Annotated in this window: 23 protein-coding genes; 6 read left to right on the top strand and 17 right to left on the bottom strand. The window is 56.9% G+C overall.

The window, feature by feature from the left end; translation table 11 throughout:
- The 6 genes from LAO21_08120 (at position 1) to LAO21_08095 (ending at position 6,275) form a co-directional block, all read left to right on the top strand.
- Positions 1–2,127 (top strand): c-type cytochrome, encoded by a 2,127-nt coding sequence (locus LAO21_08120; GenBank protein MBZ5552669.1) that lies wholly within the window; start codon positions 1–3, stop codon positions 2,125–2,127.
- Positions 2,124–2,645 (top strand): cytochrome c, encoded by a 522-nt coding sequence (locus tag LAO21_08115; GenBank protein ID MBZ5552668.1) that lies wholly within the window; start codon positions 2,124–2,126, stop codon positions 2,643–2,645. Before LAO21_08120 ends, LAO21_08115 begins: the two co-directional genes overlap by 4 nt.
- A gap of 73 nt (positions 2,646–2,718) precedes the next feature.
- The gene (locus LAO21_08110) at positions 2,719–4,005 is read left to right on the top strand and encodes a hypothetical protein (protein ID MBZ5552667.1); all 1,287 of its coding nucleotides are present in this window, start codon (positions 2,719–2,721) and stop codon (positions 4,003–4,005) included.
- A gap of 19 nt (positions 4,006–4,024) precedes the next feature.
- Positions 4,025–4,993 (top strand): alpha/beta hydrolase, encoded by a 969-nt coding sequence (locus tag LAO21_08105; protein ID MBZ5552666.1) that lies wholly within the window; start codon positions 4,025–4,027, stop codon positions 4,991–4,993.
- A 203-nt stretch (positions 4,994–5,196) separates the two neighbouring features.
- Entirely contained in the window at positions 5,197–5,790 is a 594-nt protein-coding gene (locus tag LAO21_08100; protein ID MBZ5552665.1) for a CDP-alcohol phosphatidyltransferase family protein, read from the top strand.
- Positions 5,787–6,275, top strand: a complete 489-nt coding sequence (locus LAO21_08095; GenBank protein MBZ5552664.1) for a GtrA family protein — start codon at positions 5,787–5,789, stop codon at positions 6,273–6,275. The genes LAO21_08100 and LAO21_08095 overlap by 4 nt, the downstream gene beginning before the upstream one ends.
- Before the next feature lie 75 nt (positions 6,276–6,350).
- Here LAO21_08095 and LAO21_08090 read toward each other — a convergent pair whose 3' ends face one another.
- The 17 genes from LAO21_08090 to LAO21_08010 form a co-directional block, all read right to left on the bottom strand.
- Positions 6,351–9,788, bottom strand: coding sequence for an MFS transporter (locus LAO21_08090; GenBank protein MBZ5552663.1), 3,438 nt, complete (start codon positions 9,786–9,788; stop codon positions 6,351–6,353).
- 418 nt (positions 9,789–10,206) lie between these two features.
- Positions 10,207–10,815, bottom strand: coding sequence for a GNAT family N-acetyltransferase (locus LAO21_08085; GenBank protein MBZ5552662.1), 609 nt, complete (start codon positions 10,813–10,815; stop codon positions 10,207–10,209).
- A 108-nt stretch (positions 10,816–10,923) separates the two neighbouring features.
- Positions 10,924–11,859, bottom strand: a complete 936-nt coding sequence (locus LAO21_08080) for an ABC transporter ATP-binding protein (protein ID MBZ5552661.1) — start codon at positions 11,857–11,859, stop codon at positions 10,924–10,926.
- A 194-nt stretch (positions 11,860–12,053) separates the two neighbouring features.
- Positions 12,054–12,431, bottom strand: coding sequence for a hypothetical protein (locus LAO21_08075; protein ID MBZ5552660.1), 378 nt, complete (start codon positions 12,429–12,431; stop codon positions 12,054–12,056).
- 68 nt (positions 12,432–12,499) lie between these two features.
- The gene (locus LAO21_08070) at positions 12,500–12,820 is read right to left on the bottom strand and encodes a cytochrome C oxidase subunit IV family protein (GenBank protein MBZ5552659.1); all 321 of its coding nucleotides are present in this window, start codon (positions 12,818–12,820) and stop codon (positions 12,500–12,502) included.
- Between the two features lie 64 nt (positions 12,821–12,884).
- Positions 12,885–13,523, bottom strand: coding sequence for a cytochrome c oxidase subunit 3 (locus tag LAO21_08065; protein MBZ5552658.1), 639 nt, complete (start codon positions 13,521–13,523; stop codon positions 12,885–12,887).
- Positions 13,524–13,526: 3 nt separating this feature from the next.
- Entirely contained in the window at positions 13,527–14,183 is a 657-nt protein-coding gene (locus LAO21_08060; protein ID MBZ5552657.1) for a cytochrome c oxidase subunit 3, read from the bottom strand.
- A gap of 260 nt (positions 14,184–14,443) precedes the next feature.
- Positions 14,444–16,219, bottom strand: a complete 1,776-nt coding sequence (locus tag LAO21_08055) for a cbb3-type cytochrome c oxidase subunit I (protein ID MBZ5552656.1) — start codon at positions 16,217–16,219, stop codon at positions 14,444–14,446.
- A 114-nt stretch (positions 16,220–16,333) separates the two neighbouring features.
- A complete protein-coding gene (coxB, locus tag LAO21_08050) occupies positions 16,334–17,128 on the bottom strand; it encodes a cytochrome c oxidase subunit II (GenBank protein ID MBZ5552655.1) in 795 nt (264 codons plus the stop codon).
- An 80-nt stretch (positions 17,129–17,208) separates the two neighbouring features.
- Complete coding sequence (cyoE, locus tag LAO21_08045; protein MBZ5552654.1) at positions 17,209–18,087, bottom strand: heme o synthase; 879 nt, start codon at positions 18,085–18,087, stop codon at positions 17,209–17,211.
- Positions 18,088–18,358: 271 nt separating this feature from the next.
- The gene (locus LAO21_08040) at positions 18,359–19,297 is read right to left on the bottom strand and encodes a COX15/CtaA family protein (GenBank protein ID MBZ5552653.1); all 939 of its coding nucleotides are present in this window, start codon (positions 19,295–19,297) and stop codon (positions 18,359–18,361) included.
- Positions 19,298–19,384: 87 nt separating this feature from the next.
- Positions 19,385–20,170 (bottom strand): carboxypeptidase regulatory-like domain-containing protein, encoded by a 786-nt coding sequence (locus tag LAO21_08035; protein ID MBZ5552652.1) that lies wholly within the window; start codon positions 20,168–20,170, stop codon positions 19,385–19,387.
- 147 nt (positions 20,171–20,317) lie between these two features.
- Entirely contained in the window at positions 20,318–23,416 is a 3,099-nt protein-coding gene (locus tag LAO21_08030; protein ID MBZ5552651.1) for a c-type cytochrome, read from the bottom strand.
- Between the two features lie 36 nt (positions 23,417–23,452).
- Entirely contained in the window at positions 23,453–24,388 is a 936-nt protein-coding gene (locus LAO21_08025; GenBank protein ID MBZ5552650.1) for a cytochrome C, read from the bottom strand.
- Entirely contained in the window at positions 24,388–25,326 is a 939-nt protein-coding gene (locus LAO21_08020; GenBank protein MBZ5552649.1) for a cytochrome b N-terminal domain-containing protein, read from the bottom strand. The genes LAO21_08025 and LAO21_08020 overlap by 1 nt, the downstream gene beginning before the upstream one ends.
- A gap of 63 nt (positions 25,327–25,389) precedes the next feature.
- Positions 25,390–25,986 carry a Rieske 2Fe-2S domain-containing protein gene (locus tag LAO21_08015; GenBank protein ID MBZ5552648.1) on the bottom strand — a complete coding sequence of 199 codons (597 nt, stop codon included), beginning with the start codon at positions 25,984–25,986 and terminating at the stop codon, positions 25,390–25,392.
- A 494-nt stretch (positions 25,987–26,480) separates the two neighbouring features.
- Entirely contained in the window at positions 26,481–26,723 is a 243-nt protein-coding gene (locus LAO21_08010; protein MBZ5552647.1) for a hypothetical protein, read from the bottom strand.
- Between the last annotated feature and the right edge of the window lie 132 nt (positions 26,724–26,855).

The raw sequence follows: 26,855 nt of genomic DNA, 5'->3' as shown, positions 1-26,855 counted from the left end.
ATGAATTACGAAGAAATGGGAAGACCGTCAAAGGGCCTTCGTTTGGCGTTTGCGATTACAAGCGTGGTCTTTTTGCTGGTCCTGGCCATCTCTCCCCTGAAGGATCTGCTCCAGCAATGGAAGCGATACAAGAAGGAGTTTGTGCGCTTCGCCCAGACTCGTCCGGATACGAAGAGGCTTCTGGCTGATTTTCATTCCGGGATCGACCAGATCTGGATTCCAAACCTGAATGTAGTGGACCGTTGCTCCACTTGCCACCTCGGCATCACGCAACCCAGCCTGGTCGATAGCTCAGTGCCCGAACCTTTCCGGGGTCATCCGACGATCCCGCACCGGGCGAAGGAGTGGGGATGCGTCGTGTGTCATCGCGGGCAGGGCCTCGCCACTGAAATGAAGGAAGCTCATCAAACCACCCTGGCGTGGGAACAACCCCTTCTGCCCGTGGCTTATATCCAGGCCTCATGCGGGGTTTGCCATCGGGGCGAGCTTGCAGACACGCCAAAGCTTAATCGAGGTCGCGAACTCCTGGAGGACCTCAACTGCGTGGGGTGTCATCGTCTGCAAGGAATTGAGCGCCCGCCGATGATCGGCCCCGACTTGACCGACGTGGGCAACAAGGTCAGCCGGGAGTGGATTTACAAGTGGCTCAAGGAACCGCGCACCATTACGGACAGCAACGGCAACGTGGTCGTGAATGGCTACGAAAATGAGGAAGAACCCCGAATGCCCCAATTCCGGCTGAACGAGCAGGAACTCAGGGCCCTCTCGGGTTATCTCAGTTCGCTCAAGAGCCGGGCCCTCGAGCCCTACAAATTTGATGCCCGTGTCATCGCGGCCTGGGAAAAGAAGCCCGACCTCGTGCAACAGGGAGAAGTGCGCTTCCGTCAGATGTTCTGTGTTACCTGCCACTCCCTGGCGGTCACGCGCGCCGGAGAGACCAAACTCATCGGCGGAGACATTGGACCCGAGCTCTCCAAGGTCGGGAGCAAGGTCAACGGCGACTGGCTGGCCGCCTGGCTGCGGAATCCGGGCGGATACTTGCCTCATGCGCTGATGCCGCGATACCAGTGGACCGACGAAGATCTCTTCAAAGTCACCCGGTACATTCAATCGAACCTGACCGATCCGGACCTGTTGAGCAACCTTCCGTCACTGGGTCCCCCCCGCCCCGATGAGATTCAATTGGGACAACGGATTTTCGTGGAAAAGGGTTGTGCCAGTTGCCACGTCATCAAGGGGGTGAAGCCGCAATCCGATTTCGGTCCGGACCTCTCCCAACTGGGCAGCAAGACGGTTTCGCAATTGCTGTTTGGCGAGGCAAAGATTCCCCACACGCTTGTTGCCTATATCCGGACAAAGATTGCCGATCCCGTTTCTGTAAATCCAGCGGCGCGCATGCCCCAATATCATCTCAAGCCCGAGGATCTGGAGGCCCTGACCTCAGCGTTGCTGAGCATGACGGGCCAGCCGGCCACGGCCGCATATGCCCAGTTGGTGGTGCCGACTCCCCAAGCAAAGTTCCGCCCGGCCGGAAAATTCGGCGAGGTCTACGAACGCTACAAATGCTATGTGTGCCATCGCTTCAACGGATTCGGCGGCACCCTGGCGCCGGATCTTACGTTTGAAGGCAGCCGCGCGCAGCGACCCTGGCTCATCGCTTTCCTGAAAAATCCGCAAACCTTACGCCCCGCGCTCACCTTCCGGATGCCCCAGTTCGGCATGACTGAGGAAGAGGCTGCGATCCTGGCAGATTATCTCGGAATGGTTACCCAGAGCCCCTCAGTGAATCCGGACGGCGTGAATTCCAAGGAATTTACCCCCGAGAAGGTAAATCTGGGCAAACAGCTGTATGAAGTGAAATATCAATGTCAATCTTGCCATACCATCGGAGCGTCCGGGGGATATGTAGGACCGAATCTCAACAATGTGGGGAACTGGATGAATGCCGCCTGGATCAGCGCGTGGTTGAAAAATCCCCAGGCCCTTGTTCCCGATGCTATCGAACCCCGGCGTGATTTCACGGATGAGGAAATAACGGCGCTGACGGCCTACTTGACAACCCTCAGGCAGAATCCCCAAACTAAAGGCCCTCGCGGAACAGGCGGCGCGCCCGGAGGCAGCCGATGAAGTGGAAAGGGATGCTGGTTCTACTTGCCATTGCGGCTCTTGCGATCCAGTGTTCCTGCCGGGGAAAGAATTCCGCTTCCCCGACTGACCCCACGATCAATGCTTACGATGTGGAGCGAGACTGGACAAACCCGGATCACCTCATCCCGCTGAGTTTCGAACAGTCCCAGGGCAAACGTGTATTCTATGAAAGATGCGTCTGGTGCCATGCCGAGACGACACCGGCAGGCCCCTCAAACCGCTCGAATGTGAGCCCGACCCCTTCACTTATCAATGATGGCTCCATCCTGAACCCCTTGAGTGATGAATTCCTCCGGAACATCATCACGCTGGGGGGCAGTGCCATGGGAAGATCCGCCATGATGCCCCCCTGGGGGCGAACGCTCTCACAAGAGGAAATTCACGGCGTCATCGCCTACATCCGCGCAGTGGCGCAGCCTCCTTATCATCCTCCGGCCCGGCCGGCCTCCCAGTACTCAGTCAAACAAACCTCCAAGGAGGAAGGTTCAACCAAGTGAGGAGAAGATGAGGGGATTTTGGGGGCAATCAAAAAGAACTGCGGGGTCAATCGGGCAGAAGTACCTTTGTCCAATGTGGGTGCTGGTGTGCCTCTTGTTTATCCCTCAGTTCATTTATGGCCAGGTGAGTCCCGAAGAGATCAAGGACCCTCAGCTCAAGGCTCTCGAGAAGACTTACATGAAGTCACTTCTCGAAATGAAACGAGCCGTCGGAAGGATTCAATTCCCCTTTGAATTCTCCCTGAACCGCTATGCCGGACTTGATCCCAAAGAGCAGGTCGGGGCAGACCAGCGTGGGTTGGAATTTGTAAATTTTCACGGCCGGGCCGTATTGAAGGTCACTGGAAACTACAACGCGTCCTACAGCGCCGACCTCCTCACCTCAAACCAGCGTGCGAATCGGGTGTTCGATGAAATCATCTCCCCCATTCTTCAAGTCCTCCCAACCTATTTTTCCAATCAGGACGGGTTCAACCATTTTGGTTTTGAGATCTCCTACCATGTCCGCCGACGGGCCCAAGGATATGAGTATGAGGGCAGGGAGAATTTTGTTCTGGTCATGGAGAGGTCCGACGCGCTTGGCTACTCCGTCCTCAAGGAGAGCACCTTGAAGCAAGAGGCGCTGGCCCGGTCTGAGACTTACCTCAATGGGAAGGAATTTGTGCTCGCCCTGGGGCAGAGAGATTCGATTGACCTGGAAACTCGTGATCACACCACCGTCAATCCCTCCCTTCTCGCTTCCGCCCAAGGGCTCATTGCTCCTTCCAAGGATTCTCGCGGGAGCGACAAGACCGGGGACGAGGCAGGGGTTTACCGGACACTGACCCTGGGAAGCCCGGCCGGGGGAGGGCGAACTGATCCAGTTCCCGCCTCCACTGCAACGCCAACCCAGGCCGATGTGGATGCACTTCAGACCAAATTCCAATCTCAGATCGACGCGATGGCGAAGGATGGGCTGGCGAAATTTCATTTTGTCGAATACGCGCCGCCTTCTTTTGTGGTGTTCCAAAAGAAGATCTTCCTTCAGCTGACCCTTCGCAATCCCGCCAGTTTCGACATGGAGGGCACCTCTATCTATAAGCGCGCGGCGCGGAGTTTTGATTTGTTCCTGGCCCCCCAACTCAAACCCATCCTCGACAAGATCCCGGAGGACGCTGACTTTGCAGGCCTCGATGTGACGGTTCTCAATGACCTCACCTCCAAGACGGTGCATTCGTCCGAGGCTGCGGAGTTTGTGGCTCCGCTCAGGGCCCTTCGACGATTTGTGAACGCGGAAATTACCAATCAGGAATTGATCGACCAGAGTATCGTGCTGGTCAACGGGGTGAGAATTGCGCTGAATCTGCAGCAAGTGGAATGAAACGGTTCGAGGTTTGCCAATGTACAAACTCCAAGGGATGAGCAGTCGTGCGTTTGGCCTGTTCGGCCGTCATATACTGTGCGGTCTCCTGCTCCTGATGATCTCGGCCGGGGGAGTGGTCCGGGCCGACCAGAACATGGGCGTCCAGAATGAAGCACCCAAGGCGAAAGAGAACTCAAAGGATTCAATAACCGATGAAGCCTCGCATTTCGCAACTTTCGCGGGCATCGCCGTGCATTACGAGAGTTATGGTACGGGGCGCGAAGCACTGGTCTTCATCCATCCCTGGGGTGGCAATGTAAGTTTCTGGCGCTTCCAGGTGCCGGCCTTTGAAGGGAAGACGCGGGTCATTCTGATCGACCTTCCCGGTCACGGCCGGAGCGACAAACCGCTCATCGCCTACACCCAGAATTTATTCGCGAGTTCGGTTCGAGCGGTGCTTCGTGACGCGGGCGTGCGGCGAGCCATCCTCGTGGGAAACAGCATGGGAGGACTGGTGGCGCGGGAGTTTTATCGAATGTACCCGAAGATGACGAAGGCGCTGGTCATTGTGGATATGCCGCTTCGGCCATTCGATCCCAAGGAATTTCTGGAAAAGATGGTGGCTCCCATGCGCGGCCCCAACTACAAGGAACACGTGCGGCAGACGTTCGAGATTCTGTTCACGCCCCAGACCCCCGCCTCGCTTCGCGAGGAAATCATGACGAAGATACTGACCACACCGCAAAACGTGCTGGTCAGCTCTCAAGAGCAGATGGCCGATCCCAAAATCTGGCGGCAGGATTCGATCTCCGTTCCGGTTTTGGGGATCTATTCCAAATCGTCTTACATCCCTCCAGACAACGAACACTTCATGCGATCGCTTATTCCCAACTTGGATTATCAGGCGTGGGATGGGGTCGGACACTTCATCATGCTCGAAGCGCCGGAGCGTTTCAATGCGGCCCTGATGGAATTCCTGGTGAAAAACAGATTTCTCAGAAACTAGAGGACCGGCGAAGGGGTAAGGAGGTTTCCTGCTTCTCTTCTTGATTTCTCCCTGCAACTCGAATAAGGTCGTTTCGAATATCACTCCTACCTCGGATTCAAAAGGACCTTCCGATCGTGGACAAAGAAAAACCCGCTTTCAGCGATGCGACCCGGGCCCAACTCAGTTTTGTCGCCGCCCTGGAAAAGAAATGCCTCGTCTGGATGGCCCACCGCATGCCGCGATGGGTCAACTCCGACCACCTGACGGTCCTGGGCTCCCTTGGAATGTTATTGACGGGAATTTCCTACTGGCTGGCGCGATGGAACCGTTACGCGTTGCTGCTGGCGATCTTCTGGCTCGCCGTCAACTGGTTCGGGGACAGTCTGGATGGCACCCTGGCGCGTGTCCGAAACCAGCAACGTCCCCGTTACGGGTTTTACGTCGACCATGTCGTTGACACCTTCGGGGCGTTTTTCCTGCTGACCGGACTCGCCCTTTCAGGTTACATGCATTGGAAGGTCGCCATGGGGCTGTTGATTGCATTCTACGGGATTTCAATCGAGGTGTACCTCGCCGCCTATACGGTCGGGGTATTTCATCTCTCCCACTGGAAATTTGGTCCCACCGAGCTCAGAATTCTTCTGGCCATTGGCAATGTCGTTTTGTTGTATCACCCCATGGCCACCGTCCTGGGCCGGCGCTATCCCTTGTTCGATGTGGGAGGGGTCGTGGGTATCTTCGGAATCGTGGTCATGATGATTGCGGGGGTCATTCGGAACACCCGAACACTCTACCGTGCGGAGCCGCTCCGGTGACGCCGGAAAACGGGGTGGGGGGATGGCGTGGGACGGTACGCCATTGGTTGAAATTCAATGCCGTCGGCGCCATGGGCATCGTCGTGCAACTGGTGGCGCTCGTCATTTTTGATAGCGGTCTGAAACTGAATTACCTCGTGGCGACGGCGCTCGCGGTGGAGACCGCTGTCCTGCATAACTTCATCTGGCATGAGCGCTGGACGTGGGTGGAGCGGACCCGATTGAGCCGCGGCGCCGTTTTTTCGAGGCTTCTCCGTTTCAACTTCACGACCGGCGCCATATCGATTCTCGGAAACCTGCTCTTCATGCGGGTGTTCGTGGGATGGGTTCACCTTCCCTACCTCATCGGCAACATGATCTCCATTGCCTCCTGTTCGATCCTCAATTTCATCGTCAGCGATCAGCTCGTTTTTCAACCCGCCCTGTGGACGCCGCGCCGTCAACAGCCTCCCGAAGATGGAACGCACCGGCAAGGTGATGCCTGAAACGGATCTTGGCGATTGCTGCTCCGTGCCGTCCGTGTTTGCCGGCGTCCAAATTCCCTTTGAAAATGCCAATCGCTAACTTTGAGGGGTTGTGATGGGGAGGGAGAGTTTCCTGGCCAATTCCCTGAGGTGGTGCAGATCGAGCTTCCCGCTACCGAGCACGGGGAGGGCTTCGACGCGGAAAAAATTCTCACGCCGGGGGGCCCACAATCGTGGCAGATTCTGATCACGCAGTCGTTTCAGCAGCTCCTCAACCGGCATTTCGATGTCGGTGTGAAGAACCACCAGTTTTTCGCCCTTGTACTCATCGGGGACAGAGGTGACAGCGACCTTGGGCTCATGAGTCCCCAAGGCTTTCTGAAGGGCATCTTCGACTTGAATGTGCGGGACCATTTCGCCCCCGATTTTTGAAAACCGGGAGAGACGATCCGTGATGGTCACAAATCCGTCGTAATCCATACGGGCAATGTCACCGGTAATGTACCACCCATCCTCGCGAATCACCTCACGCGTCAGTTCCGGGTCGTCAAGATATCCCAGCATCACGCTGGGGCTCTTCACCATCAGCATACCTTCGACGCCCGGGCCCAGATCTTCCAGCGTCTCCGGATTCACGATGCGCACAGCAACCCCGGGGATGGGATGTCCGATCGTCCCCGGCTTGTAGCCGATCTGCCGTTCCTCGCGACTCGTGTAACCGGCAGTCCCCACGGCCACGACGGGCGAAAGCTCGGTGCATCCGTATCCTTCGTACAGCTCCACGCCGAATTTCTCCTTGAACGCCCGGGCGAGTTCGGGCTTCATTTTTTCGGCGCCCACAATGGCCAGTCGCATGGTCTTGAACACATCAGAAGGGCATCGTCGCACGTATTCCCAACAAAAGGTCGGTGTCGCGATCATGATCGTAACGCCGTACTTCTTGCACAATTCACCAATGGTCTTCGCCTCCAACGGATTGGCATGGTAGATCACCCCAAAGCCCGAGAGTGCCGGCAGCCACAAAGAGACGGTATAGCCGAACACATGGAAGAACGGAAGAATGCCCAGCAGTCGGTCCCGCCCATCCACGCTGATGGCCTGTTGGATGCCCTCGAGGTTGGCCACAATGTTGCGATGGCTGAGCATGACCCCTTTAGGCCTGCCGGTGCTGCCGCTCGAGAAGATCACGGTGGCCAGGGAATCCAGTTTCACATCCTTCGGTACCAGCCACCGGTGCAACACGAAGCGGGGCAGGAGGCGCGCTGCTATCAGGTGAAGCAGCTTGGTTCCCTTAGTGATCGTTTCGGCAACCTCTTCCAGCATCACCATGCCGGGGCGCTTTTCCATGTTGAAGCGCTCCAGCAGTTTCTCGGAGGTGAAAATGGTTTTGATGTGGCAGCGCTCAATGGCGACGGAAATCGAGTCTTGGGAGCTCGTATAATTCAAGTTCACCGGGATCCGGCCTTCCAGACTGATGCCCAGGTTCAATAATGCGGTCGGCACCGAGGGCGGAAGCAGGACCCCAATCATTTTTTCATCCGGACACCGTTCGCGGATCACCCGGCGAAAAACCATCGCCCCCACCAGGACCTTCCCGAAATTGATTTCCCGTCCGAAGGAATCCGCCATGGCAAAACGGCGCCAGTGACGGCGGGCGGAGTCGATCAATAGCTCCTGCAACGGACGCTGCGTGGCCGCTCGTTGAGCGAAGGCCTCGGCGCTCAACCCCATGACCGCCTGGCGCACCTCAAACACCTTGGACTCGGGAGGAAGGGGGGCCCCAAAACTGACCGTCACCGGATAAGGAAAACGCTTCGGCATCCTGAAGAAGATGCGACCCCGGTCGTAGCTGAACGGGCTGCCCCACACGCGGTCGATGTGGATTGGGATGATGGGCACGGACATCCCGTGCATGATGTGCTCAAACCCGCGGCGGAAGCGCAGCAAATTCCCGGTGCGCGTCGTCGCCCCCTCGGCAAACAGACAAACGAGACGGCCCTGCCGCAGTCGCTGCTGCGCCTCTTGGAGGGACTTCACCATCAGCCGGGGCGGATCCTTCTCCGAAATGGGAATGGCGCCCATCAGTTTCGTGAACCAGTGGATGCCCGGAATATTGTAAAAGCGCCGGTAAATCATGAATCGAATGAAACGCTGAGTACAGGCCGCAATTAAGTAAGGATCGACGAAAGAGATATGGTTGCAGACGAGGACGGCGGGCCCGCGCTTCGGCAGGTTCTCAGCGCCGCGAACCTGGATTCGATACAGGGTGTTGGTGAGCAGCCACAGGACCAGCCGGATCATGAAATCCGGGAGCAGCGTCAATACATAGACCGTGACCCCGACGGAGGCCGCAGCCATCACGAGCATGACCTGGTTGGGCCCAAGCTTCAAAGGACCTGAAAGCAGCCCCAACATGGCCCACCCGAGGAAGACCCCGGCGTAAGCCAGAACATACGAAGCGGCAATGGCACGACCCTTGGACTGCGCGCCGGCACGCTGTTGGAGAAACGCCTTGAGCGGGACCAGGTAGACCCCTCCGAACACTCCTAACAGACATACGCCCACCAGGGTGTGCCAATAAGAGTGCCGGGCTACAAACAAATCGAGCCCGAAAATGGCCATGCCGATGGAACCGATCGGGACGAGTCCCTGCTCTACTTTATCCTTGGAAAGAATTCCGGCCAGGATGGCGCCGGCGCCAATGCTCAGGCAAATGCATCCATTCAGGACACTGAGCGAGTGGTTTCCCAGGTGCAGCTGACCCCGGCCGTAGATCATCACGCCGAGCGTGTAGGCGGCGCCTAACAACCAGAAATAAGCGATTCCCAGGACCGTCAGAAGCAAAGCCCGTGTCGATCGGATTTCAGTCAAGGCGCGCCAGAACTCGCCCGCGATGTTCCACCGAAATCTCTCCCGGTAGCCGCTCGGGGGAACACGGTCTATTCGCAAACTGAAGGCAAATCCGGCCAGCGCTACGCCCACCAGGAAAGCCGCCGTGATGTAGGGCCGCTCCGGGAAGAATGGCAGCAGGACCCCGGCGGTCAGTGGCCCCACAAATAACATCGAGTAAATGGTGAGCTGGAGGAGGCCGTTGGCACGGGACAGACTTTCATCCGGCAGCATTTCCGGCAGGATGCCCTCGCGCGCCGGGGAAACAAAGGCACTGACCGTCCCCATGAGAAACAGCATCATGAACATGGCCAGGATGTTTCCGGAAAACATCGCCAGCGTTCCAAAGATCATCACCGCCGTTTCGCTCAGCTTCATGGTGATGATCATGCGGCGCTTGCTCCACAGATCTGATAACTGCCCCGCATAAGAAGAAAAAAGGAGATACGGCAGGACGAAGAGAATTCCGCACGTGGTGAGAATCAAACTCACCCGCGTCGTCGAGATGGTTTTCGAGATGATGTAGAGGGTCAGCGTGGTCTTGAAGGCGCTGTCATTGAAAACGCCCAGGGCCTGCGCCGCCAGCAGCGAAGTGAATCCGCGATTCCTCAGAAGGTCGCCATAACCTCGCATCGGTATCGACACGCTACTTCTCCTCGATATCCATACTACAACCGGAAATTAGTGTTCAATGGAATGCCGGGTCCTCGCCCGCCCGCACGCAAGGGGGCCTTGAGGACCGTTCGGGATGTGTGAGGCCCAGAGAATTAATGAGCTCGTGGATCTGCAGGCTATGGAGTCCAGCCACCCCAGGGAATGCATTAGATAAAACCACATTCCCGGACAAGCCCGTATTCTACAACAAAATACCCATCGAAATAAAATGCCTTGTTCCAACCGGTTCCGGAAAAGCAGTCTGGAATACCGCGTAAAGGCAGATTAATGTGGCGAGTCCAGCAATGACGAGGGATCGTAGAATTCGTACGAAATGGTTTCAAAATGTGCGGGATGGGCGCTCCCACCCGGGGGTGATGAGCGGGGGGATCGGCTTTATCAGCCGATCTCAACCTTTGTCGATCACGTATCGCATGATGGGACGGGTTGGTGACCGCCGCAGGGCCTCGACAAACCCGGCTTTCTTAAATGCCGAGGGCAGCCCTGTATAAACGAAGGGATCCGGAAGGCGCCCTTTTCGGGTCTCCACTGGATATCCTTCGACAATTCTGGCCCCGCGCTTCCGGGCATAGTCCACGGCAGCCTTCAGCAATTCGGTCGTAATCCCCTGTCGTCGGAAAGGTTTGGATACAAAAAAGCAGACCACCGACCACGCGGGTTGATCATCCACAGGCTGGAGGATGCGCGAGCGCTCCAGAACCGGAAGTTTCTCGCGAGGCGAAAGGGCGCACCAGCCGATGGGTTCATTGTCGAGATAAGCCAGAAGACCGGGGATTTCACCCAATTCCACGATTCGCCTGAAGGCCCGCCGATTCCCTTCCCCCTTTTGGGCGACGAATTGTGATCGTTTCAGCCGCCACCACATGCACCAGCACCCGCCGCACGCCCCACGCTGCCCGAAGAGCAACTCAAGATCCTTCCAGCGACTTGGAGTCAGGGGGCGAACCACCAAGGCTTTGAGCGGTGCCTTCCGAGGTTCTATTGATTTTTTCCCCATGATCGCCTCTCATAATTTCGAATCACTTTGTCCACCGCCAAGGCGCGGAGACCGCCGTCCCCGCCTAGAACCCTCTGCGTCTCAGCGGTGTATGCACCAACAAATTATTCATATCTCATCCCGGAAATGATGACCTGTTCGGGAAATGAAAACGTCTTCTAACGTGGGATGTCCCAGGGATATCGAATCAATGAGGTCAGGAAAGGCCTTCACGAGTTGTGGGATGAACTCGTGTCCATTAGGGCGTTCAAGGCGCAAGGTTGTCCCGAAGACGCGGGGTTCGCCCCCAAACTGTTCGACGATCAAGGCTCGCAATCGTTCCGCATTCCCGCTGGACACGGTGACCACGTCACCCTGGATCGATGCTTTCAGGGCCCCGGGGGAACCGATAGTCACCAACGCGCCTTCATCCAAGATTCCCAAGCGATTGCAATACTCGGCCTCTTCGAGAATATGCGTGGTCACAATGATCGTTGTCTGATTCTGGTCCCGCAACTGGAGCAAATACCGCCACAACTCAGCCCGGGCCGACGGATCAAGCCCGGCGCTCGGCTCGTCGAGCAGCAGCAAGCCCGGACGGTGCAGAAGGGCCTTGGCAATCTCCACGCGGCGACGAAGCCCTCCTGAAAGCTTTCCCGCCAGTTCCCCGCTCCGGTCATTCACTCCGAACTGTTGCAGCAGCTCCGCAATTCGCCCGTTCAAAAGTCCTCCATGCAGCCCGTACAAGAACCCTTGATGACGAAGATTTTCGGCGACGGTCAATTCCAAATCGAGACTGTTGGATTGGAAGACCACCCCCAGGAGGGGACGCACAGCCTTTGCACATCCAGCCAAATCCCGATCGAAAAGCCGGACTACCCCGGGTTCAGCGACCGGGATGAGCGTCGAAAGAAATCTGAACAAGGTCGTCTTTCCGCTTCCATTCGGTCCAAGCAGTCCAAAGATTTCACCGCGTTCAACCGTGAAGGTGACCCCGCTCAGCGCCATACGCTTCCCATAACGGCAGGTCAGCTTCTTCACTTCGACAACGGGCTTTTCAGTCATGGGAATTGTACGACGCTGGAAGGAATCCGGAAACGGGGCCCGGAATCAGGGCTTGCGCAACTAAAACAAACACCATTAAAAATGTTACAAAATCGCGCATGATTCAGCGTAGGGGCGTCCGCCGCGGCGGACTATGCGCCCCTACCGCAAAAATTCCACAATTACCCCATGGAACTCCAATCGCGACGTTCGTATTAAGCGACCCGCTTGCACACCGTGGTGTCATCATTGAGGGAGGTCTCTCGGTCAGACTGCAAGAGGTCAATCGGGGGAGCCAATAACGGATAGCTCTCAAGGGAAAGAGCCGGTGTCTCCGATCCGGCATCAGAGTTGAAGGCATTGCGATACTTGTAGGCCACAAGAAAAATCCCGACAAATAGTGTTGCCGCCGGGAGCAGCAGGATCAGGATGGCGGCATTCAGCGTTTTTTCCGCCCGCTTCGCCTCGGTCGAATTGGCCATCGAAGTGTAGCACATCGCGCAGCCCTGGCCATACAGCGCCGCCGCCGAAAGCAAAAGCCACAATCCGATGATCACAACGAGAAATCTTCTTGCCGATCTAAAATGCTTCACTGCGAACCTCCAGGGAGAACTTGTGCCCGATCCCTTGTTCTGGCACCGCACCGGGTGAGGCGCAAGATCTATCTCCCCCAGCCGAGATTCATCAGCCGGAGGCTGTCGGGGAAGAAGAAGATTGAAAACAGGCAAAGGATGACGACGAGAGCCGGCACCAGGGTCAAGGCCAGCTTCATTTTTTCGAACCGCAAGTGCATGAAGTAAGCCATGATCAGGGCCGCTTTGATCACCGAAAGCGACATCAGCATCGTCAACATCAGCTTGACCGGGTACTGCTCGTATCCCAGGACGACTTCCACTGCCGTCAGCAGCAGTAACCAAATCCAAACCCAGATGAACAGCTTTGAAGCGGGTTCGGCATGTTCCGCAGTTGCGGGGTGGCTCATAGACTCGATTCTCCTTGAATGGGATCCAACGGCCCCAATTCAGCCGCGCTAAATCGTTCCCTGCTCATCCATGATGGATCGACATCACATAAACCAGCGGAAAGATAAACATCCAGACCAAATCGACGAAGTGCCAGTACAATCCGCTCATCTCAACGTCCTCGGAGGTGAACTTCCCCCGTCCGGTGGCCACGGCAACCACGCCGAGAAAACCGACACCCGTGAGCACATGGAACATGTGAAGTCCGGTGAGGGTAAAGAAAGAGGCGCCGAACAGCGGCGACCCCCAGGGATTGGAGAACGGGCGCATTCCTTCTCCGATGAGCTTCAGCCACTCGTTGGCGTGCAAAACTAGAAAAGCCAGCCCGCCGGCGATCGTCGCCCAAATCCATTTCACACTCGCCGCGCGGTCCTCCCGCTTCCGGGCGGCCACGGCCATGACCATCGTCAGACTGCTCGAAAGCAGACACAGGGTCATGACGGTGGCAGTTACCAGGCTGGGGTAAAATTCAAAGGGCTCCGGCCAATTCTTGTCCGCCAAACGCACGTACCCGTAAGCAATCAATAGCGCTGAGAAGGTCAACGCGTCGGAAATGATGAACAGCCACATTCCGAATTTTTTCGACCCGACCGCGTAGGGAAACGAACCGCCTCCCCACGCGTCTGCGCCCAGCGCTTCCACCCTCGCTTCAGCATCACTCATTCGCTACCTCCACAGGAAAAGTAACAGGAAGAGATAAATCCAAAGGCCATCCATGAAATGCCAGTACACCGCCGTGACGTCAACCGCGGCGCACTCCCTGGACGTATATTTCTGACGCCATGCACCCATCATGACGTAGCCCAGACCCAGGACACCACCCAGCAGGTGCAAGGCATGCGTGCCCGTCAGCACATAGAAAAAAGAGCTGTGCGGATTAGTCCCCAGGAAAATTCCCCTCGCCGCCAGCTGTCTCCATGCCAGGTACTGGCCCGTCAGAAACGTGATCCCGAAGATCGTTGTCACCGTCAGCCAGCGCAGGAAGGAGCCGGTGAGGTCCTGCTTAAGCGCACGGCGCCCCAATTCAAAAGTGGCGCTGCTGAGTACCAGGACTCCGGTATTGAACCATAAGATCGGCAGCGGGCTGAGCGGCTGCCAATCAAAGGACAGACCCTGCCGGTAGATGTACGCGCTGGTAAATGCGACAAACAGCATGAGAATGGCCCCAAGGCCAAACCACAGCCCGAGCCGGTAGCTGTTCGCCGGCACGTGGGGCCTTCCACGCCGCTGAAAATCATCCCCTCCACCGCCTATGATCTCGGAGCCGCCGCCCCCGGTTCGTCGAGGACGAAACTCTACTTCAGGCAAGGTTGCTGTCGGCACGTTTGTAACTCCTAAAGGTTCCTTAAGGAACCCCTTCAGGGTTCCTTCTTCTCTTTGGGCGATCCCTACCCAGGGTAGTCCGCCGGGGCGGACAACCCTGGGCTATTGAAGATTTCCCCCGCCGCGGCGGGGAAGCGGGTCAATCTCCATCTCAATCTCTTAGATAAGCGGCATTGGGGTCCGTCCGCCCTTTAAAAGAATCATCTCCCGCGTTCCCGCAGTTCAAACCGGCAAAGACCGCGCCCTGAGGTGGCCATCGGCTAAGGCGCTCCGACAACTTTTTCCGGAGAATCCTGCATGATGAAATCCTGTTTCGCCCCCGGGACGCTATATTCATATGCCCCGTGATAGACCACCGGGATTTTTCCTCCGAAATTATCATGCGGCGGTGGGGACGGGACCGTCCACTCCAGTGTGGTGGCATTCCACGGGTTCATCTCCGCCTTCTTTCCTTTCCACAGGCTCCAAAAGAAATTCAGAAGGAAAAACATCTGGGCCGCCGCGGTGACGATAGCAGCCACGGTGATAAATTGATGCAACGGGTGCATCGAAGAGAGGTAATTGAAATTGCTGGCGTCGGAATAGCGTCGCGGGTGCCCGGCGATTCCCATGATATGCATCGGAAAGAAGATCGCATTGACCCCGATAAATGTGAACCAGAAGTGGATCTTTCCGAGCGGTTCGTTCAACATGCGTCCAAACATTTTTGGGAACCAATAGTAAGTGGCGCCAAAGATCCCAAAGAGCGCCGCCACCCCCATGATCATGTGGAAGTGACCGACCACGAAATAGGTATCGTGCAGGTAGAGGTCGAGGCTGGTTTGACCCAGGAAGATCCCGCTCACGCCGCCTGTCACAAACAGGGAGACAAAGCCGATGGCAAACAACATCGCCGAGGTGAATTGAATCTTGCCCTGCCAGAGGGTGCCGAGCCAGTTAAAGGTCTTGATGGCGGAGGGGACTCCGATCGCCAGGGTCAGCAGCGAGAATGCCACCGCCGAGTAGGGGCTCATGCCGCTGATAAACATGTGGTGGCCCCAGACGAAGAACCCCAGGAATCCGATGGCAAGCATGGCGGAAAACATGGCCTTGTACCCGAACACCGGTTTGCGGGAAAACGTGGACAGCAACTGCGAAGCCACCCCCATCCCGGGCAAAATGGCGATGTAGACCTCGGGGTGTCCAAAAAACCAGAACAGATGCTGCCAGAGGAGAGGTGAGCCGCCACTGTGATTGACGAGCTGCTCGTTGACGACCAAGCCTGCCGGAATGAAGAAGCTTGTTCCCCCCACCCGATCCAAAACAAGGAGGATGCCGCCGGCCAGCAGCACCGGAAACGCCAAAAGCGCCAGAATCGACGTGGTGAACCAGGCCCACACGGTCAGGGGCATCCGCAATAACGTCATTCCTTTGGCCCGCAGATTCAGCGTAGTGGTAATGAAGTTCAAAGCCCCGAGCAGTGAGCCGACGCAGAAGATGGCGAGACTGATGACCCACAGCGTTTGCCCCAGCCCTTCGCCCGGACCCGAGATCTTACCGAGCGCACTGAGTGGCGGGTACGCGGTCCATCCCGACAGCGGAGCCCCGCCGGTTGCAAACAACGCCATCATCATCACCACGAGCGCGACGAAGGTGATCCAGAACGAGAGCATGTTGAGGACCGGGAAGGCCATGTCGTCGGCCCCAATCTGAATGGGGAGAAAATAATTTCCAAACCCACCCTGCGGCGCGGTGGTCAGGACGAAGAAGACCATCAAGGTCCCGTGCATCGTCACGAGCGAAAGGTAAAACTCGGGGGTCATCAACCCCCCCGCCATGCCGGTCGGAAACAGCTTACCGAGAAGGTCCCAATTGGCGTTGGGCCAGGCGAGATGCAGCCGAAAGAGCACCGACAGCAACATCCCCACGATCACGGAAAACAGAGCGAGAAAGAAGTACTGGATTCCGATCACCTTGTGATCGGTGCTGAAGATGTACTTCCGGATAAATCCTTTCGGCGCGTGATGCACATGAACCGCGTGTGTCGGTTCTCCCATGAGTCTTCTCCCTGTTGTTTGGCTCCCACAGGGCGATCAGTCTGCTCGCCCTGCCCATCTGAATCCTACGGCCCGGTCGATCCGCCGCAGCGGACCGCCTTGCCCGATCGAGGTTCATTCCTGGCTTGCTTGTTTCTTCAACCACTGCTGGAATTCGTCGGGTGTCTTTACATCGAGAATTCCGCGCATTTTGTAATGTCCCAGGCCACACAGTTCGGCGCAGGGGATTTCATACTCACCGGTTTTGGTGGCGGTGAAATGAATGGCGATGGTCATCCCGGGGACGGCATCCTGTTTGATCCGCAGCCAGGGGACGAAGAAACTATGCGTCACGTCCTTCGAATGGAGCAGGACCTTGACCGGCTGATTGACCGGGATCACCAGGCGATTGATGCTGGTAATGTCGTCCTTCCCGGCCGGGTCATGGGGATCGACCCCCACGAAGTTCAACCCGGATTCATCCACGTATTTCGCCTCCGTACGGCCGAATTGTCCGTCAGGTCCGGGGTAACGGATGTTCCATTGGAACTGTTGCCCGGTCACTTCGACTTCCATGGCGTTGGCCGGCGCCTCGGCAAAATGGAATTGCGCCCACACCCTCTGCCCCAGAATTCCCAGCCCGATGAAAATCACGAAGGTGATACTGGTCCACAGGACTTCCATCGTGTTGTTGCCTTCCACGTAGCGAGCCTTCCGGCCCGCGCGGTCGCGGTATTTCCACACAAAGTACCCCAGCGCGAGCTGCGCCAGGATGAAGACCACGGCCACAATAATCAGCGTCAGCATGAATTGCTTGTCATAGCCCGTGTAGGTGGAGATGAGCGGAGGAAACCACCAGTAATGCCCCGAAAACATGATCACGCTCACCACGCATAACAGCACAAGCACCAGTGCAATCGCCAAACCCATGTTCACATCCTCCCCTTGATCAAGAAAGCCCGCCGGTCAATCGGACCCGCGACCACCGATTCCCCAGCGGCACGAGACCGCTACCCCATCTGATTCAGCACCATCAGACCAAATAAGAGGGGCAGGTAGAATACTGAAGCCTGCAAAAGAAAACGTGCCCGCACCTTGGTCTTATCCTGAGCGCAGCGGATTGCATAGTAGAGAAACCCCAAACCGAGAAGGATCGCGCCCGCCAGATAAACCGTCCCGGAGATCTTTAGAAAAGCCGGCATCACGCTGAGCGGAACCAGCGCCAGCGTGTAACCAACAATTTGCCTTCCCGTGGCCTTGCCGTCGGGTTCGACCACGGGAAGCATGCGGATCCCGGCCCGGGCGTAATCCTCCCGGTACATCATGGCAATGGAATGGAAGTGCGGAAACTGCCACAGGAAAACTATCCCGAAGAGAACCCATGCCTCCAGGGAAATCGACCCCCGGATGGCGACCCACCCGACCAGAGGAGGCATCGCCCCGGGAAACGCACCCAGAAAGGTGCACCAGGGGGTTCGCGTCTTCAGGGGTGTGTAAACCAGAAGGTAAGTGGTAAGCGTGAGAAACCCGAGCAGTGCCGACAGTGGATTCAAGACGAAAGCCAGGTACGCCTCGGCCGCCACGGTGATTCCCATCCCAAACAACAAAGCGGGCAACGGCGAGATCTTCCCGGTGGGGAGGGGACGCTGTTCGGTCCGGCGCATCCGTCCGTCCAGGTCCCGCTCCATATATTGATTCAGCGCGCCGATGCCGCTCGAAAGGAGCGCGACGGCCGCCATCAGATGAAAGAGCCGCAGATAGTTCAGCGGCCCGGCGGTCCCCAGACAGAAACCTGCCGCGCTGCTCAGGACCACCAGGAAGGTAATGTTCGGCTTGGTGAGTTCAGAATAGTCCGTCAGCGTTTGAAGGATGCTGCGGGACCGGCCCATTTTGAGCAGCGGGCTCCGCAAGGGTTGCTTCTTGTCGAGAACAATCGATGGTGTACTCAATGAGCTCTCCTGAAATCTATTGATCCAAATCTAAAAAATCGAAACACCGGCGCCAAGGGGATGCCGTCCTTGATCCCGAACCCCACAGCGATAGGATTCGAGTAAACCGAATTCTTCAAGTTGTTCCCGGTTCCCATCCCTGCATCCTGTGCAGGCCAACGCGATACCTATCGAGGAGAAGGGGTTCAAACGAACTGGAACGACTCCATGGTTATGTACTGCGCACTAAAGCCGCCGCATCAACCGGTCGCCGCTGCGGCAAGACCACCCGGAACACGCGCAACGTCAAGACCAGAAGGGCAGCCAAGGTTAAAGCTCCCACGGCGACATGCGCCACCGTGACTTCGACCATCGGCCCGGTGGGCTGCGGCGCCTCCGCACTCGAGGACAGCAGAAAATAGGCGCTTGGCCCCAAGACGAGTTGCGCCACAAGCAGCACGCCAGCCACCCAGGCAGGACGCGTCAGAAAACGCTCTTCGCCATGCCGGCGAAACACAGTGACGATCGTCCACGCCGCCATCACGGAAACCAGGCCGGCCCCGATCATATGCGGAACGAGGCTAAACCAGTGATGCCGAAAAGCCGCCCCCAGAAACAACTGGAGCAGGATCATGCCGACGGTTGCCACCGAGAGGGCCCGCAAAGAGAACCCCTCGGGTTCCTCGAGCCCCGCCCGGGCCTCGATCCAGCCTGGCGATGTGAAAACAGCCAAACTGACAATCAAAGCGAAAAACAGTTGAGCCAAACAAGCATGAAGCGTCGAGACGGGTGGGGGCAGGAAATAACGCACCGTGATCCCCCCGAAGACGCCCTGGACAATCACCGCCAGCAGCGCAATCACTCCCAGCCTTCGGATCCAGCGGCGTTGCTCCTTCCACAGCACCCAGACCGTCAGAATGATGGTCAGCAGGCCCACACTTGCGGCAATCATGCGGTGACCATGTTCGTACAATACCCCGCCCACCATGGGGGGCATGCGAAAGCTCCCGAAGGACGTCGGCCAGTCTGGGACGGAGAGCCCGGCATCGTTGCTGGTCACCAGGGCTCCTGCCACAATCAGGAGTAAGGTTGCCAACGACAGAAAGACAAGAAATCGATGCAGCCCCACCCCGAGACGGCTGGCCGCTTCCGGCTTCGACGCACTCTTCAATGCCACCCCTTTGTTTACGGCTACGGTCTCATCCTCGAGCGATCCCGCCGAAGCGGGTTCGCCTGTTTACCGCTATTGATCTCCGGCCTACTCGCCCTTGAATGAAAAATCCACGGTCTTGGTTTCTTTCGGCCCGACCGTGACCTTCATCGTCTGAGTTCCAAGCTTCTCCTGCCACGCCGAGACGGTATAGTCCCCCGGGGGTAAGCCCTTAATCTCAAAACTTCCGTCGTCTCCCGTCACGCTGAAGAAAGGATTCTTCACGACCCCAATGTAGGCCTTCATCCACGGATGCACATTACACTTCACTGGAATCATCGTCTCGGGCCGATTGAACTTCTTGTCCAGCGGCTGTGCCTTAGGCGGCATGGAGGTATTCCACTCCGGATTCTCCTTCGGCATGGGATGGATGTTATGCGTGGTGTTGTCACTGTTCAGGACCTGGAGGGCCTGCCCAGCCATCACCCCCAAAACGTGGGGATGATAAGTGCAGCCCCTCTGATCGAGCGTGGCGGGCGTGGTGGGGACCGCGAAGGCGTAATTGTCCAGCCCCCCGGTCACCGACACAAACACGTCCTTCAAGGTGTTGTTGGAATTCACTTCCAGTTCCTGGGTGTACACGGGACCGGTATTCGCCGACACGCAGGCCGCTTCCGTGTCCATGTGAATCACTTTTGGACTGGGTTTCGCACCGCTGTAGGCGATCTTGCCGATGATGCTTCCGACCGTGGCTTGGTCGATCGCCGTTGGCGCTTTCTGCGCGGGGGCGGCGGCTTGTTCAGTGGGTTCAGACTTCTTGCCGCAACCCGAAACAAACATCGTCAGGATCAGGACAACGACGGTTAGGAATGAGACAATTTTGATTTTGGTCATGGCTTTCCCTTGGTGGTTGAAGGTTTAGTTAAAAGTTAAATTCTTATCATCACTAGTTCGACTGGGCCAAATGAATCTATTCCAAACTTCTAGTTCACAGCTACGGAAGGACTTATCGGCGCTGATTTCCATTCAATGGAAAGCCCTTCAGCGCCGCGACAAGAGCTGTCGTTGCTCCTCCGGAGTTAATTCGAACATATAGCGGACCAGCAACGCAATCTGGTCCTTGTCGTACCCCTTGAAAATGTCCGGCAGGGGTCCTGAAAAGACGTACCGCCCCTCCTGCACCTTAAAGAGGTTCGAGGGCATGGATGTGCCCGGACTGATCACCGCTGGATCTGCAATCCATCGCCCGGTCCAGTTCGGCTTCAATCGGTCCTTTGCCAGGAGGAAATTAGGAGCGGTGGCGGCCTTGTCATGTGTCGGTTCGCCCGTGGCATGGCACTTCAGGCAGGGGGCTGCTTTTGAAGTGAAGAGTTCTCTCGCCATCTGTGTTTCCTGAGGGGACAAGGCCTCGAGCTTCTGCGGAATATAAGGCTCCGCCTGAGTTGACAATGCCATGAAGAAGCGCACCAGTTTCCGGATTTCGTCGGGTGAAAAGAAAAAGGTCGGCATGCGGGCCTTGAGATAAGGCCGGACGCCGTTGCGGTCTGTGTCCGTCATATTGAGCGCCGGATTCGCCAGGAATTGTTCCAGCCACTGGGGGGTGACCCGTGCCCCTTCGCCCACCAGCCGCGGAGGCAATTGTTCCCGCCAATCCGGGTTCTGGTACCGCGGCAGATCCATGAGCACGGACCGCTGTCCCAGACGGACTTGATGACAGCCCATGCAGTTGTACTTTCTGACAATCCACCAACCGTCCTGGATGTCTTTGGCCTGCCCGGCAGGATTGTAGAAGATATCGTTGGGCCACGGGGAATCCACGCTGCCGATCAGAAATGTCGTGATGGCCGATCGCTGTTGATCATCCAGGTGCGGATTAGGCATCCGCAGTTTTTCCAGCGGCGCTTTGACCATCCCGGTATCGAAAACTTCCGGTTGTTGCAGCTTGTGCTCGATGAAGCCCTTCCCGGTGTACCAGTCTTCGTTCCTCGCCTTGCGGGTTTGAAGCGCGAAGTCAAAGTTGTCGATCGGCTTGCTGCCCTCTTTCGTCAACTCCGTCCCGATGCGTCCCTCCTCCTCGAGGCCCGCGATCTCGTGGCAGCTGGCGCACCCATAGAACTTGACGTATTGCATCCCCTTGACCTTCAGCCCGGGATCATCCATGAAAGGCGCCGCAGGGTACGAAGCATTGGGATGCCGCTGGGTCACGAGGTAAGAAGCAATGTCCTGCGCCTCCTTCCACGACAGCCGCAAACTCGGCATGACGGTGGTTTGTTGCACCTGGAGCTCATGCCCGTCGTTGGGGCACTTGGAGTGGTCCGGATCAAAGACGTACGGCAGACCATGCTTGGCGTAATCGGCGGCCGTGATGTCCTTTTTCTCGTAAGGGCAGTAAGGCAAGGTGCGTTCCCGCGGGTTGTGAACCCAGCGCACCAGGTAATCGTAGTTTGCCTTTTCACCGACGCGGCTCAGATTGGCCGCAAAGGTCCCGCCGGTCTTCTCACTGCCCTCCCCCATCGAATGACAGGCCAGGCAGCCTCGGGTCTCGAAAAGCTCTTTGCCATTTTGCACATCTCCCGGCGGCTGGGCGGGCGGAGCCGTGCCCGTTCCCGACTGCCAGATAAAAGCGGCGATGGCTTCGCGCTGCTCCTGTGTCAGACGGAAATTGGGCATCTTAGTGGTGGGACGAAACGCCGTCGGCTGCTCCAGCCAAACGGGAATCCATTCTTTTTTCAACTTGAGCCGGACATCCTTGAGGTTCGGGCCGATCTTCTTCTGCTCACGCAGCAGACTCTTGGATTGCATGTCAAGCTGTTCCATCTGGGCGTCGAGCAGGCTGATCTTCATGGGGATCTCCTGGGACTTCGCCAGGAGCTGCCGCGCCTCTTCGTTGGTGGCCGCGTCTTCAGATTCCTTTTCCAGGGCGGCGATCTGCTTCTGATCCTCCTTCTTTTGGCCCTCCAGCGAGCGGAGATTTTGGTTTACGGCCAGCAGCTGTTCCGGCTCCTTGTCGTAACCCTCATAGCGGTGGCAACCCATGCACCCGCGCTCCCAATACATCTCCCGGCCGTAATTCAGCGTGTCGGCGTGGTCGAGGACAATATCATTGAGATGGCATTGGACGCATCCGGAGTCCGCGTTCTTGGTGGCATACATCGGCCACAACCAGTGCTCATACTGACCATGGCCCCGCTCTGCGCTGACGGTGGCGCGCCCGTTTCCGTTGTGGCAGGGGGTGCAACCGAAGCGGTCGGGATCGTGAATCTTGAGAAGTTCCTTATCGGGATGCGACGTGAAGGCCTTCTCCCCACCCATGTCCTTGGCTTCCAGCACCAGCGGCTCGCGGATCCCCACGTGACACGATTCGCACCGATCCACAATGCCGTATTCGGGCACATTAATCTGCTTGATTTCGACCTTGAAATCCTCCATCTTCGAGATCAAGGAATTTACCTGCTGTTCCGTCAATCCGATCATGCGGTCTTCAAGGTACTGGTCCCGTTTCTTGTGGAGATCACTCGCTTGTTTCAGGGTCTCCAGGCGCTGCGCCAGCAGGTCGGCCTTCATTCCCTTCAGGCGGTCGAACTCCTTCTCCAGGTCTTCAAATTTATAGCTGGCCTTTTCCCTGTTTTCCGAACCATCGAGCAACGGCAACTCTATTTTGAAGGGGCCTCTCTTAATCTCCTCGAGGTCCTTCTCCAACGAAGGCTTGGAGCCAGCGGCCGTGTGTTCAATTTCGTAAATCTTCGCACTTACCTCACTCCGCGCCGTCTGAAAGGTGTCGGTCAAGGCCGTCGCCCGGGCATCGATCATCCCCACTTGACGGTCGATCTCTTTGACGCGGGGCGCCGCCTCCAATTCAGCGGCTTTATAGGCGCGGTCCAGTTCCTGGTAACCTTCCGTCTTCTTGATCTCTTCTTCGGCCACCTTCTCCCCGGGCTTCAACTTCTTCAGATGGGCCAGGTAGAGCGACACAAATCTCTTTTGATAACCCTTCCAGGGACGCAATCCATACACTTCGTCGTAGAGCGCCCAGAACAGGGTCAGGATCAGAAGAACCGAGGCAACAAGATAGATGACGCTGTAGGAGTTGCTCGTAACCGGATCTTGCTCTTCGAGCGGAGCCGTCGGTGTCTCAGGCACCCGGACCCTCCTTCACGCTGCTGCTGCAGAGCAGATTCAGATATTGAACCATGGTGTGATCCATATGTATTTGATACGAAATGCGTGACGGATGAAGATCTTCAACGGGAGCAGCAACATGGTGATCAGAAAGAACTGCAACGTCAGGTACTGCAAGACACTCATCCGTTTGAAAATCTTCCGATTGAAATCGTTCAGCGTAATGACCTTGTGGACCAGCCAGCCTGCGAGCCCATAGTAGACGGCCACTACAATGGCGCCGAATATTCCCTTTCCCCAGGCGCTTGTAATCAAGAAAAGATCCGGCAAGTCCCGGTTCACCTCAAAGACGACCCGGCTGTGGTCCCAGGTTTGTCCCGGCCAGAACCACATCCATCCCGGCCCGCGGATAAACGTCCCAATGAAAATCATGGTCAGCCACAGAACCAAAAAACCGAAACAGAAGGCGCCGATGGACCACTTGCGTTGTTTGAGGGTGTAGTAGCCGGCGCCGAGGGGATTTTCGTCCATAAAGGGAATTGCCGCCAACCCCACCAGGATCAGGCTGGGGAGGACAACCCCCGCCATCCACGGATCAAAGTAAACCAGCATCTCCTGCAAACCGAGAAAATACCACGGGGCCTTGGCCGGGTTCATCGTGAGGTTGGGATTCGCCGGCTCCTCCAACGGGGCATTCAGGGTGATGGACCAAATCATCAAGATGACCGTCACAATGATGGCTGCCAAGAACTCGATGCGCAACAAAAAGGGCCAGACGTGCACCTCTCGCGGCCATTCCTGTTTGAAAGGGAATGTCTTTCGATGATGGGTCTTGGCCATCTGGGGGTCCGTTTCCAATGCCCCGATCAGGCGATCGTTGGCGCGCGCCTGGCGGAAGGCATACCAGGTGTAAAAAGGAACGAGAAACAGGAGCGCCACAATCGGAACATTGTCCGGTGTCGACGCGATCTCCCAGATCTGATGCCAATCCATTAATGTCCTCCCGCCTTGAGCGGCGCAGACACGGCGCCCCTTTTCAGTTCCTTGATCTCGGACTCCAGCATGACCGGTGCCGGTCCGGAGATGCCGCCGTCCTTTCGAACGCGCCAGAAATGCACGGCCATGAAAATCGAGATGAGGATGGGAATCCCGATGCAATGCCAGATGTAGGACCGCAGCAACGCGTTGGCATCCACGATCGATCCCCCCAACAGGGCAAATCGAACGTCATTGAAGGGGTTCATGCCCAATTGCGGGCCGAACGGTCCTTCATTTCCGAGAAGGGGAGTGGCGCGGGCCATGTTCGTCCCCACGGTGACGGCCCAAAACCCCAATTGGTCGTCCGGCAAGAGGTATCCCGTAAACGAAAGCAGCAGGGTGAGCAACATGAGCACTACCCCCACCACCCAGTTAAACTCACGCGGTTTCTTGTACGACCCGGTGAGGAAGACGCGGAACATGTGGAGCCAAACCGTAATCACCATCAAATGCGCCGCCCAGCGGTGCATATTGCGCAAGAGGTTTCCGAAGGGAACATCAGCTTCCAAATAAAGAATGTCTCGGAAGGCCTGACCCTTGGTGGGGTGATAATAAAACATCAGCAGCACCCCGGTGAAGGTCAGCACAATGAAAAGGTAGAAGGAGATGCCTCCCATTCCCCAGGTATAACTGTAACGTACGGCATCACGGTTGATCTTGGCGGGATGGAGGTGGAGAAAAACGTTGGTCAGAATCCCCAGGGCGCGGCCGCGGGGCGTGTCGTCATGCTTGACCCGGAAGACGGACTTGTAGACTTGAGTCCGGTCATATTCCTTGTAACTTTTGATCTCTTCGGCGGCCTTTTCCTGGAGGGCCTTGGTATCTCCCTTGACCTTCTCCAGGACTGCAGTCAGTCTCTTTTGACCTTTGCCGTTTCCGTTTTCCTCTGCCATCAATCACTCCACCGAAATTGGATTTCAAGACCCAGACATAATGGGGATTTCCGCGCGCTGAAATCAAACTGCGAGAAAAGCCCCCGGGTCATTGAATTGAGAGGGTTGGCCCTTGAACCAGGAATACAGTTTTCCGGTATCCACCACGATCTGCCCCTCCGCATCCAGCTCCACCCGGGCGCGGTCCATCGGGCGAGGCGCAGGGCCTTCGAAGTTGACTCCTTCGCTGGTGTAGCCGCTCCCGTGACACGGGCACTTGAATTTATCTTCCGCAGGCTTCCAATCAGGCGTACAGCCGAGATGCGTGCATTTCAAAAAGATGACAAACAACCGCTCCGGCTCCTTCACCACGGCAATCCGGTAGGCTTTCTGGAACTTGGTATCGACCCCGATGGCGAAGTCCGAGGGGTAACCGACCTTGAAGATGGTGCTGGGCTCAAACAGGGCGCGAGGGAAGAAAAAACGCAGGAACATCAAAAAGCTGACACCCAGATAGCCGACGATGCACGCCCAGATGATGCGGCGCCGCTTTCCGAGGATCTCGTCTTCCCCCCCGCCAGCCTCGGCCTTGGTCGGCTTAGCGACGGGTTTTCCAGGGGCCGGCTTCACTTCCGGCTTCGAATTCTGACCGAGGACAGTCGCGTCCGTTGATTCTGCCATAGCACTCTTCACTCCGTCTGGCATGCGGCCAGACAATTCAGGGACAAACTCATCACTGCGGGGTGGTCGGATCGAGGCACTCAGCGACGCCTCCGTGGGCCGTCGCACCCGCACCGGCACCCCCCGACCCATCCCTTCCGACAACTCTCTTCACACATTGACTCTCGGTTGTCGGCAGCATTCCTCAGCACCGGATTAAAAGCGGGAAGATTGGTGATCGGGCTGATATAAGAGATTCAAGAATGGTGAATAGTTTTGTGTAACCTGAAGCCCTGAGCTTGTATGGGTCCGAGCGATGCTACTCAAGAATGGCTCTTACTCAGCTTATAAATTCGTAGTGAATGAAACGGAAAATATAGTTCACGCCAAAACCTATGTCAAGAGGGTAAAAATTTCTTTCACAAACCCGCATTCCGAAATCCAAAATCCGCATTCGGAAGGAGCGCCGCATGCCCCCCTGAGAGTCATCCGGCGCCACTTCAAAAGGCAACGATCTACCTGGGAGGGGGGACTCCCGCAGCCATCTCCTGGAGCCTCAGCTTCTGGGCCAGAATGAACGAAACAAAGACCCTGGCCGCAGAAGACAGACACTGGCGGAGTGAAACCACTGCAACAAAGCGGCGCAGCTGATAATCCTTGATCTTCATTTGGATGAGCCTTCGCGCCAGGACCTCGTCGCGAACGGCCCACGCCGGCAAAGACGCTAAACCGACATCAACCGAACCGGTCAAGATCATGGGGAGGAATTCATTCCTGAGTTAGTGGTTTGGATCAGGGAATTCAGTTTTCGGGGGATTTCGAAAAAGTGTGTGCGCGACAATCAACCGCAAAGACCGCCAAGGGTATGAGGATTGGACCCTCGGTCGCCG

The sequence above is a fragment of the Terriglobia bacterium genome, from assembly GCA_020073085.1.
GTDB lineage: Bacteria > Acidobacteriota > Terriglobia > JAIQFV01 > JAIQFV01 > JAIQFV01.
This window is presented reverse-complemented; position numbering and strand designations above follow the sequence as displayed.

What these genes read in the sequence shown, in the direction of transcription:
- LAO21_08120 (MBZ5552669.1), top strand. Translation starts at nt 1, where the DNA reads ATGAATTACGAAGAAATGGGAAGACCGTCAAAGGGCCTTCGTTTGGCG.
- LAO21_08115 (MBZ5552668.1), top strand. Translation starts at nt 2,124, where the DNA reads ATGAAGTGGAAAGGGATGCTGGTTCTACTTGCCATTGCGGCTCTTGCG.
- LAO21_08110 (MBZ5552667.1), top strand. Translation starts at nt 2,719, where the DNA reads ATGTGGGTGCTGGTGTGCCTCTTGTTTATCCCTCAGTTCATTTATGGC.
- LAO21_08105 (MBZ5552666.1), top strand. Translation starts at nt 4,025, where the DNA reads ATGTACAAACTCCAAGGGATGAGCAGTCGTGCGTTTGGCCTGTTCGGC.
- LAO21_08100 (MBZ5552665.1), top strand. Translation starts at nt 5,197, where the DNA reads ATGGCCCACCGCATGCCGCGATGGGTCAACTCCGACCACCTGACGGTC.
- LAO21_08085 (MBZ5552662.1), bottom strand. Translation starts at nt 10,815, where the DNA reads ATGGGGAAAAAATCAATAGAACCTCGGAAGGCACCGCTCAAAGCCTTG.
- LAO21_08080 (MBZ5552661.1), bottom strand. Translation starts at nt 11,859, where the DNA reads ATGACTGAAAAGCCCGTTGTCGAAGTGAAGAAGCTGACCTGCCGTTAT.
- LAO21_08070 (MBZ5552659.1), bottom strand. Translation starts at nt 12,820, where the DNA reads ATGAGCCACCCCGCAACTGCGGAACATGCCGAACCCGCTTCAAAGCTG.
- LAO21_08065 (MBZ5552658.1), bottom strand. Translation starts at nt 13,523, where the DNA reads ATGAGTGATGCTGAAGCGAGGGTGGAAGCGCTGGGCGCAGACGCGTGG.
- LAO21_08055 (MBZ5552656.1), bottom strand. Translation starts at nt 16,219, where the DNA reads ATGGGAGAACCGACACACGCGGTTCATGTGCATCACGCGCCGAAAGGA.
- coxB (MBZ5552655.1), bottom strand. Translation starts at nt 17,128, where the DNA reads ATGGGTTTGGCGATTGCACTGGTGCTTGTGCTGTTATGCGTGGTGAGC.
- cyoE (MBZ5552654.1), bottom strand. Translation starts at nt 18,087, where the DNA reads ATGGGCCGGTCCCGCAGCATCCTTCAAACGCTGACGGACTATTCTGAA.
- LAO21_08035 (MBZ5552652.1), bottom strand. Translation starts at nt 20,170, where the DNA reads ATGACCAAAATCAAAATTGTCTCATTCCTAACCGTCGTTGTCCTGATC.
- LAO21_08025 (MBZ5552650.1), bottom strand. Translation starts at nt 24,388, where the DNA reads ATGGATTGGCATCAGATCTGGGAGATCGCGTCGACACCGGACAATGTT.
- LAO21_08020 (MBZ5552649.1), bottom strand. Translation starts at nt 25,326, where the DNA reads ATGGCAGAGGAAAACGGAAACGGCAAAGGTCAAAAGAGACTGACTGCA.
- LAO21_08015 (MBZ5552648.1), bottom strand. Translation starts at nt 25,986, where the DNA reads ATGGCAGAATCAACGGACGCGACTGTCCTCGGTCAGAATTCGAAGCCG.
- LAO21_08010 (MBZ5552647.1), bottom strand. Translation starts at nt 26,723, where the DNA reads ATGATCTTGACCGGTTCGGTTGATGTCGGTTTAGCGTCTTTGCCGGCG.